The organism is Rhizobium esperanzae, assembly GCF_002204185.1.
Classification (GTDB): Bacteria; Pseudomonadota; Alphaproteobacteria; order Rhizobiales; family Rhizobiaceae; genus Rhizobium; species Rhizobium esperanzae.
Map to the genome: position 1 here is coordinate 1 of NZ_MXPU01000022.1, position 15,833 is coordinate 15,833.

The 15,833-nt window shown below is 59.3% G+C and carries 20 protein-coding genes and 1 pseudogene; 9 read left to right on the forward strand and 12 right to left on the reverse strand.

The window, feature by feature from the left end:
- The 4 genes from B5E41_RS25900 to B5E41_RS25915 form a co-directional block, all read right to left on the reverse strand.
- Positions 1-242, reverse strand: a 242-nt coding sequence (locus tag B5E41_RS25900) for a transposase (protein WP_176439322.1), incomplete at its 3' end; no start/stop codon positions are given.
- 96 nt (positions 243-338) lie between these two features.
- Positions 339-806, reverse strand: a complete 468-nt coding sequence (gene rpsI, locus B5E41_RS25905) for a 30S ribosomal protein S9 (RefSeq protein WP_009995734.1) — start codon at positions 804-806, stop codon at positions 339-341.
- A 2-nt stretch (positions 807-808) separates the two neighbouring features.
- On the reverse strand, positions 809-1,273 hold the full coding sequence (rplM, locus tag B5E41_RS25910; RefSeq protein ID WP_012483399.1) for a 50S ribosomal protein L13: 465 nt from the start codon (positions 1,271-1,273) through the stop codon (positions 809-811).
- A gap of 292 nt (positions 1,274-1,565) precedes the next feature.
- Complete coding sequence (locus B5E41_RS25915) at positions 1,566-2,444, reverse strand: LysR family transcriptional regulator (RefSeq protein ID WP_088396697.1); 879 nt, start codon at positions 2,442-2,444, stop codon at positions 1,566-1,568.
- Positions 2,445-2,537: 93 nt separating this feature from the next.
- Here B5E41_RS25915 and B5E41_RS25920 point away from each other — a divergent pair, with 93 nt between their 5' ends.
- Both B5E41_RS25920 and B5E41_RS25925 read left to right on the forward strand, forming a co-directional pair.
- Positions 2,538-2,756, forward strand: a complete 219-nt coding sequence (locus B5E41_RS25920) for a DUF1127 domain-containing protein (RefSeq protein ID WP_088396698.1) — start codon at positions 2,538-2,540, stop codon at positions 2,754-2,756.
- A 94-nt stretch (positions 2,757-2,850) separates the two neighbouring features.
- Complete coding sequence (locus B5E41_RS25925) at positions 2,851-3,678, forward strand: enoyl-CoA hydratase (protein WP_088396640.1); 828 nt, start codon at positions 2,851-2,853, stop codon at positions 3,676-3,678.
- Here B5E41_RS25925 and B5E41_RS25930 read toward each other — a convergent pair whose 3' ends face one another.
- The gene (locus tag B5E41_RS25930; protein ID WP_088396641.1) at positions 3,679-4,515 is read right to left on the reverse strand and encodes an EamA family transporter; all 837 of its coding nucleotides are present in this window, start codon (positions 4,513-4,515) and stop codon (positions 3,679-3,681) included. It lies immediately after the preceding gene.
- A gap of 473 nt (positions 4,516-4,988) precedes the next feature.
- A complete protein-coding gene (locus B5E41_RS25935) occupies positions 4,989-5,312 on the reverse strand; it encodes a hypothetical protein (RefSeq protein ID WP_088396699.1) in 324 nt (107 codons plus the stop codon).
- A gap of 117 nt (positions 5,313-5,429) precedes the next feature.
- Between B5E41_RS25935 and B5E41_RS25940 the strand changes: the two genes are divergently transcribed.
- The gene (locus B5E41_RS25940) at positions 5,430-5,858 is read left to right on the forward strand and encodes a CoA-binding protein (protein ID WP_088396642.1); all 429 of its coding nucleotides are present in this window, start codon (positions 5,430-5,432) and stop codon (positions 5,856-5,858) included.
- A 120-nt stretch (positions 5,859-5,978) separates the two neighbouring features.
- On the forward strand, positions 5,979-7,262 hold the full coding sequence (locus tag B5E41_RS25945; RefSeq protein WP_088396643.1) for an O-acetylhomoserine aminocarboxypropyltransferase: 1,284 nt from the start codon (positions 5,979-5,981) through the stop codon (positions 7,260-7,262).
- A 355-nt stretch (positions 7,263-7,617) separates the two neighbouring features.
- Here B5E41_RS25945 and B5E41_RS32820 read toward each other — a convergent pair whose 3' ends face one another.
- From B5E41_RS32820 to B5E41_RS25965, 4 genes are all read right to left on the reverse strand, one after another.
- A complete protein-coding gene (locus tag B5E41_RS32820) occupies positions 7,618-7,884 on the reverse strand; it encodes a DUF982 domain-containing protein (RefSeq protein WP_088396644.1) in 267 nt (88 codons plus the stop codon).
- Positions 7,885-8,445: 561 nt separating this feature from the next.
- The gene (locus tag B5E41_RS25960) at positions 8,446-8,739 is read right to left on the reverse strand and encodes a hypothetical protein (RefSeq protein ID WP_245303152.1); all 294 of its coding nucleotides are present in this window, start codon (positions 8,737-8,739) and stop codon (positions 8,446-8,448) included.
- A gap of 158 nt (positions 8,740-8,897) precedes the next feature.
- Positions 8,898-9,200 (reverse strand): hypothetical protein, encoded by a 303-nt coding sequence (locus tag B5E41_RS32440; protein ID WP_245303153.1) that lies wholly within the window; start codon positions 9,198-9,200, stop codon positions 8,898-8,900.
- A 2-nt stretch (positions 9,201-9,202) separates the two neighbouring features.
- Positions 9,203-10,129, reverse strand: a complete 927-nt coding sequence (locus B5E41_RS25965; RefSeq protein WP_245303154.1) for a serine hydrolase domain-containing protein — start codon at positions 10,127-10,129, stop codon at positions 9,203-9,205.
- Positions 10,130-10,749: 620 nt separating this feature from the next.
- Here B5E41_RS25965 and B5E41_RS32445 point away from each other — a divergent pair.
- Entirely contained in the window at positions 10,750-10,944 is a 195-nt protein-coding gene (locus tag B5E41_RS32445; protein WP_003577126.1) for a hypothetical protein, read from the forward strand.
- A gap of 574 nt (positions 10,945-11,518) precedes the next feature.
- Here the strand turns inward: B5E41_RS32445 and B5E41_RS32875 are convergent.
- Complete coding sequence (locus tag B5E41_RS32875) at positions 11,519-12,019, reverse strand: hypothetical protein (RefSeq protein ID WP_483431146.1); 501 nt, start codon at positions 12,017-12,019, stop codon at positions 11,519-11,521.
- A 478-nt stretch (positions 12,020-12,497) separates the two neighbouring features.
- Positions 12,498-13,457 (reverse strand): LysR family transcriptional regulator, encoded by a 960-nt coding sequence (locus B5E41_RS25980; RefSeq protein ID WP_088396647.1) that lies wholly within the window; start codon positions 13,455-13,457, stop codon positions 12,498-12,500.
- Positions 13,458-13,563: 106 nt separating this feature from the next.
- Between B5E41_RS25980 and B5E41_RS25985 the strand changes: the two genes are divergently transcribed.
- The 4 genes and pseudogenes from B5E41_RS25985 (at position 13,564) to B5E41_RS26000 (ending at position 15,715) form a co-directional block, all read left to right on the forward strand.
- Entirely contained in the window at positions 13,564-14,319 is a 756-nt protein-coding gene (locus tag B5E41_RS25985; protein ID WP_088396648.1) for an SDR family oxidoreductase, read from the forward strand.
- 34 nt (positions 14,320-14,353) lie between these two features.
- Positions 14,354-14,731 (forward strand): annotated as a pseudogene (locus B5E41_RS25990) (oxidoreductase); the annotation flags it as partial.
- A 145-nt stretch (positions 14,732-14,876) separates the two neighbouring features.
- Positions 14,877-15,188 carry a DUF982 domain-containing protein gene (locus tag B5E41_RS25995; protein WP_088396649.1) on the forward strand — a complete coding sequence of 104 codons (312 nt, stop codon included), beginning with the start codon at positions 14,877-14,879 and terminating at the stop codon, positions 15,186-15,188.
- A gap of 182 nt (positions 15,189-15,370) precedes the next feature.
- Positions 15,371-15,715, forward strand: a complete 345-nt coding sequence (locus B5E41_RS26000) for a cupin domain-containing protein (protein WP_088396650.1) — start codon at positions 15,371-15,373, stop codon at positions 15,713-15,715.
- The last annotated feature ends 118 nt before the right edge of the window (positions 15,716-15,833 follow it).

The following is a 15,833-nucleotide window of genomic DNA, read 5'->3' on the forward strand; positions in this document are numbered from 1 at the left end:
CGCACCAACTGCCGCTCGGAGCGGATGCCGAACAGGTAGCCGATGAACAACGCCTTGAACATCAAGGTTGGATCGAGCGGTGGTCGGCCGTTGTCGGCGCAATACAATCCCGCAACGCGGTCGTGGATGAAGGAGAAGTCAATCACCGCCTCGATCTTGCGAAGCAGGTGATCCTTTGGCACCAGACTATCGAGCGTCACCATCTCGAGAGCTGTCTGTTCAGGGCTGGGTTTCTTCAACATGTCCCAGTGAATCACAAACCCCCAGCTCTCGCCAGGGGTTTGTCAGCAATCTGAGGCCGGGTTTCCCCGGCCTTCGTACCCGTCTGTCCGAAGCGATTAACGCTTGGAGAACTGGAACGAGCGGCGGGCCTTCGCCTTGCCGTACTTCTTGCGCTCGACGACGCGGCTGTCGCGGGTCAGGAAGCCGCCCTTCTTCAGCACCGAGCGAAGGCCCGGCTCGAAGTAGGTCAGCGCCTTGGACAGGCCGTGGCGAACGGCGCCGGCCTGGCCGGAGAGGCCGCCGCCGGCAACGGTTGCGACGATGTCGAACTGGCCGTCACGGGCAGCCGCGACGATCGGCTGACGCAGGATCATCTGCAGTACCGGGCGGGCGAAATATTCCGCGAATTCCTTGCCGTTGACGATGATCTTGCCGGAGCCCGGCTTGACCCAGACGCGGGCGACGGCGTTCTTGCGCTTGCCGGTCGCGTAGGAGCGGCCGAGCGAATCGACTTTGCGGACGTGGGCCGGAGCAGCAGCTTCGGAAGCCGTGCCGAGATCCTTCAGGGAGGAGAGGTCAGCCATGATCAGGCGCTCCTTACGTTCTTTTTGTTGAGCGCGGCAACGTCGAGGGCGACCGGCTGCTGGGCTTCATGGGGATGGTTGGAGCCGGCGTAGACGCGCAGGTTCTTCATCTGGCGACGGCCGAGCGGGCCGCGCGGAACCATGCGTTCGACGGCCTTTTCGAGGACGCGCTCCGGGAAGCGGCCTTCGATGATCTGGCGTGCGGTGCGTTCCTTGATGCCGCCGGCATAACCGGTGTGCCAGTAGTAGACCTTGTCGGAATACTTCTTGCCGGTGAAAACGACCTTGTCGGCATTGATGACGATGACGTTGTCGCCGTCGTCAACGTGGGGCGTGAAGGTTGCCTTGTGCTTGCCGCGCAGGCGCATAGCGATGATGGAAGCGAGACGGCCAACGACCAGCCCTTCGGCGTCGATGATCACCCACTTCTTCTCCACCTCTGCCGGCTTCTGTGAGAAGGTTGCCATAGTGAATACTCTCTTTTAGGACCCTTGGCCCGAGGGCTTTAAGGGCGTTTCTTGTTGCTTGGATTGGCAAGCGCGAACCCGCCAAAAAGAAAGCAGCCCGGACAGGCTGCGTTCTGGCGCGGTGTATAAAGGCAATGTGACACAGGGTCAATATCGGTTTTCGCGACCGTCGGAAAAAACGACAAATGAAAACAGTTGGTTAGGTGTGTGGTGTTGTGATACCTCACGATTAAGCTGAATATTTGCGCTATTTAACATTTTAGCGTTGCCCGCGTGCGATCGAAAACCATCGCTAATCCTCAAAGGCACGCAGGCATTTTATCATTTCCCGAAGGCCGCGTGTCAGATGTTTGTCCCGGCGAAGAACCATGCCGAGGCGGCGTGTCAGCTTCGGCTGCAGCGACGATGTCGTCAGGAGACCGGCGCGATCGCCCTTCACTGCCAGCCCCGGCAGGATCGACCAGCCGAGACCAACGGCCACCAGCTCCTTGATCGCCTCGATGCTGCCGAACTCCATCGCCGGTCGGATCCGGGTATCCGGAGCAGCCAGCCATGCGTCGATTGCCCGCCTCGTATTGCCGCCCTCATAAAGCAGCAGCGTCCTGTCGCGCATGAAGGCGGCGTCCGGCCCACCCTCAGGCACGGGGCTGCCCGCAGGGGCGACAGCCAGCAGTTCCTCCTCGTAGAAGGGTTCGATCTCGAAGTTCCGTCCCGATGCTGGCAGGGCCGCGACGGCGATGTCGAGACTGTTGGCTTCCAGATCGCGCAGAATATCGTCGGCATTGCCGATCGAGACGGTGATTTCGAGGCCAGGCATGGACTTCCGGGCGGCGGCGATGGCGCGGGGAAGCAGATGGATCGAGGCCGTGCCGCCGCTGCCGATGCGCACCCGGCCGCTGGCCCCATCCCTGTGGGGCATCATCGCTTCTTCCGCCGCGGCTGCCTGCTGAAGCAGACGCCTTGCATGCGAAAGCAGGTCGATGCCCGCCGCGGTCGGTTGCGCTCGTCGTCCGACGCGCTCGATCAGCCTGACGCCGAGCCGCTGTTCGAGCCCCTTGATCTGCAGGCTGACGGCCGGCTGCGTCACGCCTTCCTTGTCGGCCGCAGCCGTAAAGCTCCCCAGGTCGGCGACATTGATGAAGGTTGCGAGCTGATCGAGATTGAGGAGCATGCCAAAGAAATCCTTATGCAAATGATAATATCCATAAGCTTCCTTCGCTGCACCTTCCAGCGCATCTTTCGTCCATCGGGAAAGGATGAAGAGATGACCGTGGAATTCGACGAAAGCTTGGAGATACCGCTCAGCGCCCTTCGGCTGAAACATCGTGAGACGGCGCGTTGGGGCAGGCGGCTGCTGTCGGTCATCGAGTGCCGGCTCGAAAAGCGTCGCAGCCGCCGCAAACTGTCTGAACTCACCGATGACGAGCTTCGCGATATCGGTCTGACCCCTGCGCAGGCGAGGGCGGAGAGATCGAAATCATGATTCTGGTTTTGACTGCGACGGCGGATCCTGCTCGAAATTGGCGGCGCCTTGTGGCAGAACGGCTGTGTGGAAATCGAGCGCAGGGAGCAGCAACATGGCCGAAATCGTATCCTTCCGAAAGGAAGCGGACAGGACGGATGGATTGTTGCTCCGCTCGTTGCGCGACGGCGTGCTGCGGCTCGTGCTTAACGACCCGCCGGCCAATGTGCTTTCGATGGCGCTTCTCGAGGCGCTGATGGCTGAGCTCGAAAAGGCGGAGGCGGATTTGGATGTGCGCGTCGTCATCATCGCCTCCACCGGCGTCGTCTTTTCCGCCGGTCATGACCTCAAGGAACTCACGGCCCATCGCGTCGACGAAGATCAGGGCGCCGCTTTCTTCGAGAAAAGCTTCCGGCTCTGCGCCGATTTGATGCTGAAGATCGCGCATCTGCCAAAACCGGTCATCGCCGAGGTCGATGGGCTTGCAACGGCTGCGGGCTGTCAACTCGTCGCCTCCTGCGATCTGGCGATCTGCACCGACACTTCGACTTTCTGCACGCCGGGCGTCAATATCGGCCTGTTCTGTTCGACGCCGATGGTGGCCGTTTCCCGTGCCGCGCACCGCAAGCAGGCGATGGAGATGCTCTTGACCGGCGAGACCATCGATGCCTCGACCGCCAAGGATTTCGGCCTCGTCAACCGCATCGTGCCGAAGCAGTATCTGGCGCAGGTCGTTTCCAAATATGCCGCCGTGATTGCCGGCAAATCGCCGCTGATCTTGAAAATCGGCAAGGAAGCGTTTTATCGGCAGCTCGAACTGCCGGTGGAGGCGGCCTATGATTATGCCGCCAAGGTGATGGTGGACAACATGCTGACGCGGGACGCGCAGGAAGGGATCGGCGCCTTTCTCGGCAAGCGCAAGCCGGAATGGAAGGGTGAATGATCAGGCGAGTTTCAGAACCAGCACGCCGATCGCGATGACGACGCCGGCGACGTAGCGCCAGATGCCGGCTTTTTCCTTGAAGACGGCAACCGAGAGCACCAGCGCAAACAGGATCGAAGTTTCCCGCAGTGCGGCAACGGTCGCCACCGGCGCCTTCGTCATCGCCCAAAGTGCCAGTCCGTAGGATGCAATTGATCCCGCGCCGCCGATCAGGCCGCGCCACCAGTTGCGGCGAACGTGATGCAACACCGTCAGGCTGCCGCGCTGCGACGCCGCCCAGGCAAACAGCAGTATCGGCGGCAGCAGCGACATCCACAACGTATAGGAAACCGCATTGCCTGAAAGACGCGCGCCGATGCCGTCGACATAAGTGTAGCTGGCGATGACGAAGGCATTGGCAATGGAGAATGCGACCGCATGGCCGCTGCTGCGCCGAGCCTCCAGGGCGAGCGTCAGGACGCCGGCTGAAATCGTCATGATCCCGGCAAGAGCGGCGGCGGAAAGATGTTCGCGCAGGACGACACCGCTTGTCGCGGCGACCAGCAGCGGCGCGCAACCACGCATCAGCGGATAGACGAGGCCGATATCACCGGCTCGGTAGGCGGCGGCAACCAGCTGGAAATAGGCGAACTGCAGGATGGCCGAGGCGCCGATGAACGGCCAGGCTGCGCTTTGTGGCAACGGTAGAAAGGCCAGAAACGGCAACGCGGACACTGCGCCGCCGGCCGAAATCAACGCTGCATCCAGGGATTTATCGCTGCCCGCTTTGACGATCGCATTCCATGTCGCATGCAGCAGCGCGCCGAACAGAACGAACAGGATGACGTCGAGAGGCAAGGGATAAATCCGGTGCTGCGGAGGAAGGCGAAGCGCCTCGCCCCGACGGGGCAGAATTCTGGAAAGACAACTGATATTTGCACGAAAATGCGTTGCCGCGGTCGCGGATGCGTTTTCGGGTCCAATACCATCCTTTCAATATGCAAACAATGGCGGGGTCTGGCGGCAAGTTATACGTGCGCGCGATATGCGTTCAATCCAGGCGATCTTCTCAACTATGAGATGCTTCTAATGAACGCGAGAACACATCATGATCTTATGGGGAACCGAAGGAGAAAACGGCTGGGCGAAATCCCAGGTGGATATTTCTATGCTGCTGAAATAAAGATATTATTCTATAACTTTGACATACGCGAAAAAAGAAGCTTTAGATTGTATCTTCTCTGATAAATCGCAGCGCGCGATTGAGCTCTAAGCCTGTTTGCAAGCGAAAAAGGAAAACGGCGCCTGCAGGGCGCGCGGTGGCGACGACGTCATAGCTGATGATGCGGAACCACGAACATCCCGTCAAGGTTGTCTATGCTCTGGCAATTCAGAACCGGGCAGCGGGGATCGTCCCTTGCCGGGATATGAGTCCATTCCGCATAATCGGTTGCGTCACAATAATTGCTGTTGCGGACGTAGCGATCATAAAGCGGCAGCCCGCGGGGAGATTGGTAGCGGAATATGACGGCGCCCTGATTGTGGATGGCCGCCCGCACGCTGGCGCAGCTCATGGTAAGCGGATTGTAGCGCGAGATCGCCGCTGCCGGTGATGCGGCGAGCACAAGCATGACGGCAAGAGCAATTTTTCTCATTGAATCATCCTTCAGGGCCATTCAACTCCTATATACGCAGAACGCGTGCAGCCGGTTTGCCGAAATGCAAAAAAATGCCGGCGGACTCAAAGGCATTCTCGGAATGGAGAAACGGATATGAATCACGACGCCTACACGGATGATTATCTCGCCGGAATCCTGCAGTCGGTAAAGACCATCGCGCTGACCGGTGCCTCGCCCAACCCGGCCCGGCCGAGCAACGGCGTCATGGGCTATCTGCTGTCGCGCGGCTATGAGGTCATACCCGTCAATCCGGGGCAGGCAGGCAAACAGATCCAGGGCCGCACCGTCTACGCCCGGCTTGCCGACGTTCCGGTGCCGATCGATATGGTCGATGTCTTTCGCGCCGCCGAATATCTCGATGGGGTCGTCGGGGAAGTGTTGGCGCTGAGGCCGTTGCCGAAGGTGATCTGGGCCCAGCTTGGCGTCCGCGACGATGCCGCGGCGGCAAAGGCGGAGGCTGCCGGCATTGAAGTGGTGATGAACCGTTGCCCGGCGATCGAATATCCTCGCCTCATTGCCTGAGCAGGGCTGCCCTGAGACGGATTTTCCACCGAACGCCCAAGGGTTGAAACGGATCGCGATTAACTTTCGTCGGCGACAAGCTATGATCCTGCCCCGTGAGCAATAAATTCGGAGGGCGACATGGCCAAGAACGATCCTGGATTCAACACGTTGGCGGTCCACGCAGGCGCACAGCCCGATCCGGCCACCGGCGCACGGGTGACGCCGATCTACCAGACGACCGCTTTCGTCTTCAACGATTCCGATCATGCCGCCGCCCTCTTCGGCTTGCAGGCCTTCGGCAATATCTACACCCGCATCATGAACCCGACGCAGGCCGTGCTCGAAGAGCGCGTCGCCGCGCTCGAGGGCGGTACGGCGGCCCTTGCCGTCGCCTCCGGCCACGCGGCGCAGATGATCGTCTTCCACACCATCATGCGCCCGGGCGAAAATTTCATCGCCGCCCGCAAGCTCTATGGCGGCTCGATCAATCAGTTCGGCCATGCTTTCGAGAATTTCGGCTGGCAGGTGCGCTGGGCCGATTCCGCCGATCCGGCGAGCTTCGAAAGCCAGATCGACGACAAGACCCGCGGCATCTTTATCGAAAGCCTTGCCAACCCGGGCGGCACTTTTGTCGATATCGCCGCCATTGCTGAAGTCGCGCATCGCCACGGCCTGCCGCTGATCGTCGACAACACGATGGCAACACCCTATCTCATCCGTCCGATCGAGCACGGCGCCGATATTGTCGTGCACTCGCTGACGAAATTTCTCGGCGGCCACGGCAATTCCATGGGTGGCCTTATCGTCGACGGCGGCACCTTCGACTGGTCGAAGTCAGGCAATTACCCGATGCTGTCGAGCCCGCGGCCGGAGTATAACGGCATGGTGCTGCACGCGACTTTCGGCAATTTCGCCTTCGCGATTGCTGCCCGCGTGCTCGGCCTGCGCGACCTCGGTCCGGCGATTTCGCCCTTCAATGCCTTCCTGATTCTGACCGGCATCGAGACCCTGCCGCTGAGAATGCAGCGCCACAGCGACAATGCCATCGCTGTCGCCCGGTGGCTGAAGGCGCACAGCAAGATCGCCTGGGTGAATTATGCCGGTCTCGAAGACGATCCGAACCATGCCCTGCAGCAGCGTTATTCGCCGAAGGGAGCGGGCTCGGTCTTCACCTTCGGCGTCCGGGGCGGTTATGAGGCTGGCAAGACGCTGGTGGAAGGACTTGAGCTCTTTTCCCATCTTGCCAATGTCGGCGACACCCGCTCGCTCGTCATTCATCCGGCCTCGACGACGCACCGGCAACTGAGCGACGAGCAGAAGATCGCCGCCGGTGCCGGACCCGACGTGGTGCGGCTTTCCATCGGCATCGAAGACGTTAAGGACATCATCGCCGATCTAGAGCAGGCGCTCTCGAAGATCTGATTGCCGCTCGCCAGAACGCCCTTCAGGAAACCCAGCCAGTAGGCCGTCCCTTGCGACTGTTCGATTTCGCGTGGATGCGCCCCAGCGCTGTGCCTCCGACTTCCAGTGATCCATTTCGAGCCTGTGCTACATCGACCATTGTTGCCCCCTCGTAGCTATCAACGATCGCACCCTAACAATACTTTTGGGGCAAGGGGGTGAGTGCTGGCCGCAACTCTCTCAGAAATTGTTGTCTTGAGTGACATCTGCAACCGAGCATTACAAGGCTATGACCGGATATATAATATGCCGACGGCATGAGCCTCGCCCGCTACCCACTAGAGGTGTCAACCTGCACCATCCTGTGTTGGTTCTCCTAGCGTTCTATATCGGTCGAGTAGGGGATTTCGGCTTCCTTCAACGCCAACAAGAACGACCCCCGAGCGCTTTCGTCTGAAACATGTCCGTCATCGACGCCTTCACAGGCTTCAAGAGCCGCGATGTAAGCCTTTCCGTCAGAGACGGGCCAACGGGCCGATAGGAGATCGAACGCCTGTTTTGCCGATCTTACGGTGATCGACTTTCGCAGATGTAGAATAACGACGCTTTTCCACAAGACACAGGCTCCATCGCCAGCGGGCAATCCTCCAAAAGGAGCGTCCGCTTCACCCCAACCAGGGTCTACGACGAAGGTTCCTCACGCTTGTTTTCAGCCATCCTGAGGTCCAGCGCCTGTCGCAACTGACCTGCTGACAGGTCTGTGTTTGCACTTAAAAGATCAACGGCGGCAGCGTATGCGGCTTCCGCGCAATTTCCGCCGGCGTCGATGGAGTTCGCGTCGCACCAGTCGGCTATTACCCTCGCGAGCATCTCTATGTGCCGTTCGGAGAGTTCCGGAAGATTTAGGAGGTTTAGAGACATTATTGTGACCCCACCTAAGGCAAGAGCACGTCTGATCACGCAATCGGCCTCGCCCTGCTAAGATCGCCGCTCGGAGTATTCTACGCTTTATATTGCGCGATGGTATCACGGTCCGCAATGGGCTGAGGTCGGAGTGGCAGCGACCAATCGTATCAGTCCGTCGGCTGCGCTTCTGCTTAAAATCAACTGCCGCCGAATATGGTCGATAGTACCCTTCCTGGTGTCGACGGAGCTTCGCTATCGCTATCAGATACGTCGCGGTACCGAATCTCTGAAAGGCGGATTATCGTGCCAGCGACCTCCCAGAGAGCAGTTCCCAGATGCGGCGCATCTTCTGGAGCCGTGAGGAAATCCGTTCCTTTGCGGGAGGAACCAACATGCCGTTGCGGAAATCGGCCCAGGCCTGCGCTTCCAGCCTCGTTTTTTCGGTTGAACCTTCCCGGTCGACGAGTGGACTGCCGGTCTGATGATCGATGACCGACCACATTCCGTTTTCGAGTGCTTGTATCTCGTAGCGATGCATACTGAAGCCATAGAGTTGAAGCGCAACATCAACCTGAAATCCCTTTGAAATCAACTCGACCGACCCATCGCTTCACATATACTTTGGTGAGATGGTGAACCCCGTATTACTCGCGCGCAGGAACACAGGGATACCTTCCACATACTTCCCGGACCGATCCGCCTGCTGCTGCCCTTCCATGCCCCGTCAACTCCGAGACTGCGTCCACCTCTTCAGGCCCCCGTCAACGCTCCATAGACGAGTGCGCGCAACTCTTTGCGCACAGGAATGGCGCTTGAAGGCAGCAGTTGCGTGAAGAGAATGACAACCATGTCGTCGACCGGGCTTACCCAGAAGAAGGTGCCTGCCGCGCCGCCCCAGCCATAGTCTCCCACCTGCGCCGAAATTTGTGCCTTGGCCGGATCAAGGACGACAGAGCCCAACAGACCGAACCCGACGCCATCAAACTGGGTTTCGGACCAAACTTCGGCTGCCAGCGAGGCAAGATCTCCCGGCAGGTGATTGCACGCCGCCAATCTCAAAGTGCGGGACTGAGGATGCGTTCGCCGTTGAGTTCACCTCCAGCCCGCAGCATTTCGGCGAACCGCCAATAGTCGTCGATGGTCCCGACGAGCCCGCCTCCGCCGCAGAACGTGTCAACCTTGCCTTGCCGCCACTCCGAAACCTGAGGCGCTTCGTGCAAAGCCATTCCGCCAGCCATGGCCTCGTAGAGCGGGGGAAAACGGCCGATCTCAGATCCCGGCACAGAGAAGCCGGTGTCGGTCATGCCGAGGGGCTCGAAGATGCGGGTCGCGAAGTACTTGTCGAGCGTCATTCCGGAAACGACTTCAACGATGCGGCCGATGACATCTAACCCGGTGCTGTATTGCCATTTCGTACCCGGTTCCCATTCCAATGGCAGCTCGGCGATCCTGCGCACCATCTTGTCGAGCCCACCGTAGGCAAGGGCGAGGCCGAGTTTTTCTTTGGCATAAGCTTCGCCGAGTATTCCGGGGTTCGTAAAAAGGCTTAGGCCAGATGTGTGGGTCAGCAGATGACGGATCGTCATCTTCGTTTTGACGGGCACCGTTTGGTCGAGCGACGTTGCGTCCGGTATCAGAAGTTGCCTATTTTTGAATTCCGGCAGGTAAGCTTCGACCGGATCGTCGAGATGCACGCGCGCCTCCTCGTACAGCATCATCAGCGCTACGGCGGTGACAGGCTTGGTCATCGAGTAGATGCGGGCGATGAGGTCGCGCCGCCAAGGCCGCTTGGCTTCGACGTCGGCGCGCCCGGCGCAACCGAAAAAGGCGAGTTCTCCATGACGCGCGATGAGCACCGCACCACCCGGCCAGCGCCCGGTGTCGGCATATCGCTGCATCCACCGCTTCAGTCGCGCCAGCCGCGGCTTGTCGAAGCCGAGGTCCCCTGGATCACGAACTGGTTCGCTACCAAATTGACTCATCGCGCAAATGTCCGGTCGCAGGCGAAGGCCCTTTGGACAATCCTGCGCTTTCCCCGCATTATTGCAATAGTTGCCTGCTTGTAGCGAGTTCATTGTGCTTCATTTCGGCCGGATTCACTTCCTTAATCCTCTCGAGGTTGGGATGCAGGAATGTATGAAGTGTCTGGGGGCATCACAACCGCTTCGGCACTCGGAAGGCGCTCGCTCAGCGGCTATGTCTTGCGCGATTTGTGCGGTAAAGCCTCGAAGGGCTTTCGATAATGGGTCGGGACGAACGTACATCATTGGCTACTTCGCACCTGCGGTAATTGTCATACGATTCAAAACGCTAAATAATAACAAAAATCAGTTGCTTGCTCGAGGTTTCTCGACTACGTTTTTTACAGGGGAAACTCCGAAATAACCGGCTCTCGCCGACGATACTCAGTGGCCGTTTGACCTTGCTTGAGGGGAGGATGATGACGTTGTTTATCCGACTTCGTTTCTTCGCAATGGTGCAGCGAATGCGTGATCTCGTCTCGATCCGATATCGACCTACGACGGCAATCTGACGGTCGTAAACCAACCTTTTGTTCCACTTTTCCAAGATGGTGCTCCGTGTGGCGCGCCCGAGGTTTGTTATGCAAAAGCAAGCTGTCGTATTCAATGGTCAGGAAGTCGGGATCGCGGTCCCTGTCGAAAACCGCCTCAAATTTATAGCTGTCCGCTTCAATGTCATCGACTTGGACAACAGGCTCTTTGACACGGTTACCGAAATCCGGCGCGCCATTACAGAGCATCTCGCGTCCAGCGGTCGCGCAATCACCTCTCACTGAGTGGAATAAACACCACGATTCCGAGGGCGGACTTCGAACGCCTTTAAGTACGCCTTCCCTGATGACGATGGCGGGAGCGTGGAGATCACCCTGACCTCGGAAGGAGCGGACATCCTCCTCACCGAGAACAACGGGCGGGGTGCCCTCTCGACCTTGGTGATGCAAACGGATCGAAACTCATCGAGCTGACGGCATGGCGCAGTTCGATGGCAACGTGATGAGGCATCCCTCTGAGAAGGGGTGCCGTGTTGAGGCAGGATGAGGTAGCCCGACGAGAAATCGCAGGCTTTTATATCGAACGAACATGGTTGTCGGGGCAGGGATTCGAACCCTGCGTCACAGCTCGCAAGCTGGAAGCAACCTCGGATACCCGAGGATGAGGAGAGCGCCGCGCTCCGATTACGCTTACGCCCGACTGAAGCATTAACTCCCGGAGCTTGCGATTGTTCCTAATGGGATATTCTGCTGCGAAGATGATTGTAAGCTTCCTGCCCATTGTCGCCCCCGGCTACGAGCAACACGAATATACAATTCTGCCTTCTATACATAAGAGCGACGGCTTCACCGATTCTGATCAGTGCATAACGCCCTCGATGTAGTTGATTTCTGGCGTATCGGCCAATAGCCTCAGCTTATTCATCAGGCGGACCAGACGAATAAGAACATGAGGCAGCCGAAACTGCCCGAAGAACCTCCAAGCGGTACTCAAGCCGCCCGCCATTTTCCCCTGTGAACCGAGCTTGCCTCGTTTCGGGCGTTGCTCACGGCTGTTTGGAGATGACAATGAAATTCGCCCGTAGACGGAATCCGTCAGGAAGCAACGACAGGTGTCCGTGGGAGCTGTCCCGGTTGGGGATCGCCGACGCTCGCCAAGTGTGGTCTCAAGCGACTGCATCAGTGGGCGCACATCAGTGCCGCTGTTTGTGACCGTTGGTGGGAGCCCGAGACGGAATGGCATCGGGCGTGGAAGAACCTGTTTCCGACGGAATGGCAGGAGATCCGCCACGTCGCAATTGATGGCGAGGTCCACATCGCCGACGTCAAGACGGAGAGCAGCACGGTAATCGAATTCCAACACTCGACGATCTCGCCGCAGGAGAGGGCTTCTCGCGAGGCGTTCTACGGTTCCATGATCTGGATTGTCGATGGTACTCGTCTCAAACGAGACCTCTCGTCGTTCCGCGAAGCGTTGCTCAATGCTCCGCCGGTCGGGGTCGAGACCGATGCCCGCTCATGGCTGCTATTTGCTCGCGCCGCAGCGCTCATCGAGCGCTGGAGAGGAGGCAAGCGTCCCGTTTTCCTGGATTTTGGTGACGCCGAGTTTCCACTGGCCCGGATGTCATCGACAGGGGTACTTTGGTGGTTGAGCTACGCTCTCGGCGGGCGTGTGATCGCGACACCCGTGGATCGCCAGAGCGTGGTGGATCATATGCTGTCTGGCACGTCCATACGCGGGTTTGGTAGACCAGTGCCACCTACGTTACGTCGATCAGGACGGCCGAGATTTTGAACCGCAGCCTGATTGCGCGTACCTACGGTCTCAGCGACGTACTTCACGATGGTTGGGCAGCTTCGCTAGCGGCGAAGATGCGGTCCCACGCGGCCTCGGCGGGGAAAACCTCTCCGAGAAACGCGACGAACGCCTTGACAGTGGGGTTGCCTCGGCGGCTCTCCGGCCAGAGGGCGGTAATGTTGAAACGGTCGACGGCGTATTCCTTGAGAACGGGCACCAGTTCGCCGTGCTCGAGGTAAGGGGCGGCGACATACGTCGCGGACATGCCGATACCGCCGCCCGCAACGGTAATAGCGGCTACAGCGTCACTATTGTCGACCACGATCGCGGCGTTCGGAACGATTTCGAGCAACCGGTCCCCGACTTTGAATGGCCAACGCAATGGCTGGCCAGTGCTCTGGTGCCGGAAGTTGACGCAGTCGTGGTGGACAAGGTCCTCCGGCCGCGCGGGCACGCCACGTCGTTTAATGTAATCCGGCGATGCGAATGCGCAGACGCGGTTCGGCGCGAGCTTCCTGGCGATCAAGCGCGAGTCCGCTGGTTCGCCGACACGGATCGCGACGTCGATGCCTTCCTCGATGATATCCGTGAACGTGTCGCCGAGCCGCAGGTCTACGGAGACCGTGGGGAAGCGCTCCCGGAAACGGGGCAGGGCGGGAGCGACCAGATTAGCTCCGATCGGCAGCGGCGCAGTCACCTTGAGCGTGCCCGAAGGTTCGCCACGAGCCGCGACAGCCGCCTGTTCGATTTCTTCTGCCTCACGAAGCAGGCGCAACGCACGTTCGTGTAGGTCGCGGCCTTCGGCGGTCAGCGTGAGCGATCGCGTGGTCCGGCTGAAGAGACTGATCCCGAGGTGCTCCTCAAGCCGCTGGACGCTTTTGCTGACCGCGGAGGGCGAGACCGACAGGGAGCGGGCCGCCGCAGTGTAGCTTCCTAAGGAGGCCGAGCGAGCGAAAGCGATGATCCCCGTCAGCCTGTCAATTCCAATTTGTTCCACCATGGCAATATTAAAATGAAATACGGCCCGATTATCAAGCGGGCGGATTGGATTTAATTCTAACTCATCGGCGCTGGACACCAGCCCCGCTAACAAAGGAGAGACGAAAATGAACCAGACAGTAACGGTTCCCACGGGTAACTTTACCTCTTCGCTTGAAGGCAAGAAGGTCGTCATTTTCGGCGGCACATCCGGTATCGGCCTCGCTGCCGCCATCCAGGCCAAGGCCGCTGGCGCGAAGGTCACCGTTATCGGCAACGACCGCCAGCGCGCCCAACAGGCTGCCTCCGAGAACGGCCTCGACGATTGGCGCGCAGCCGACGTAACCAACCCGGCCTCGATCGGTGAAGCTGTGGCAACTATCGACCGTGTCGACCACCTTGTTTTGCTTGCGGGCACCTTCGTCGCCGGCAAGGTGCTGGAAGCCGATGTGTCGTATTTGAAGCACGCCTTCGACGAGCGCATCTGGGCGGCAGTCCACACGCTTCGCGCTCTTGGCGACAAACTGGCTGAAGACGCTTCCATCACCCTGATTTCCGGCGCTCTGGCGGATCGCCCGAATGCCTATGGCACCGCGATCCTGGCATCCGCCTCCGCGGCGATGGAAGCATTCGGACGCGGACTTGCAATCGAACTCGCGCCGCGCCGCGTGAACACTCTTTCTCCCGGCCCGATCGACACTCCGATTCTTTCCAAGGCACTGGGCGAAGGCCGCGACGCATACGTCGCCTCCCTCAAGCAGGCGCTCCCGCTGCACCGCCTCGGCACTGCGGACGAAGCGGGTGCGGCGGTCGTCTTCCTGATGGCCAACGGCTGGATGAACGGTGCCGTTCTCAATGTTGACGGAGGATCGCGCCTCGTTTGAGGCGCGCATCCCACTTGCTCTCAAGGAATTCCCCATGACCAGCTTGTTTGATCCAATTCAGCTTGGCACTATCAAGGCTCCCAACCGTATTCTGATGGCTCCAATGACCCGCGCGCGCGGCACACGAGGCCATATCCCGACGCCTATCATGGTCGATTACTACGCCCAGCGCGCCTCTGCCGGCCTCATCATCAGCGAAGCGATCGGAATCAACCAGCTGGGACTCGGCTGGCCGTATGCGACTGGACTGTGGATGCAGGAGCAGATTGCCGGATGGCGGAAAGTCACAGACGCGGTCCACGAAAATGGCGGCCGGATCATCGCCCAGCTGTGGCAAATGGGTCGCGTCGTGCACTCGAGCTTCCTGGATGGCGGCCAGCCAGTATCCGCATCGGCGACCACCGCGCCGAACATGAGGTCCTTGAGCCCTTTCTTTAGTTTCTGCTACTTCGCGTTGGAGCGGTTTTATCGCTCAGTTTTCAATTCCAAATTTCAGGAAACAAGCGTATGTTGCGCGGTTAGGATTGCAGTAATCATGCCTTGAGGGTTCGGGGACAATGTGCTGGAATACATCATCGGCATTCACGCCGGTCGCGCTTGCTTTGCGCGGTCCGGCAACGCGCAAGATCGTCCGGACGCTCGGCGATGCGGCGCATCTCCTGATTAACGACTGGCCTTCCGACGACGGCGAGGAATATGTCTCGGCTGTAAAGGCCTGCGTCGATGCAATTAGCGGGAAAATCGACCCGGAACGATTCCGCGAGGCGCTTTTGCGTGCTGCCGACGAAGCGGGTATCGCTGCTCTAACGGTCGTTCAGCAGCGCGTGGTAGAGCGGCGACCGGACCTGCTCTCAGGCGCGCCAGCATAGCCCCTATTTCGGCCGGCTACTCGTCAACACGGCGTTGCGCCGGACGCGGTGTCAAGGTGGAGATGGGGCTCCTGAAATTCAAGCGCGGCTAAATATCCTGTGCGACGAGAGATAAATTGTAAAGATTTCAAACAATCACGCGCAGAACTTCGCCGCGAAGGACACTGATGTCGAAGAGGTCCATGATGAATTTAATCACCTTCAACCTGGATGGCATCGAACCCGAGTTCAGCGCCCCCGAGCCCACTCGGATCATCTCCGGCAATCCGCATTTTCGCACCTGGAATCTGGAGGAAGCCGAAGGCGGCCTCTATTCCGGCATCTGGGAGGCGACACCCGGCAAGTGGCGGATCGTCTATGAGGAGTGGGAATATTTCAGCCTGCTATCAGGCCATTCGATCGTCACGGAGGACGGCGGTGAGCCGGTGCATCTGAAGGCGGGCGACCGGATGATCTTGAGGCCGGGCTTCAAGGGAACCTGGGAAGTCGTTGAAACGACTCGCAAGGACTATGTGATCAAGGTCTGAACAGCGGCTGCGAGCCGGCTTTGGCGATGGCGGTCTGTCCCGGTTTGCGGCGATTATGATCCCTTTCCCCAAAATAACCGCTTCTCTTTCGCAGATAGAGGGCATTTGATCTTTCCCA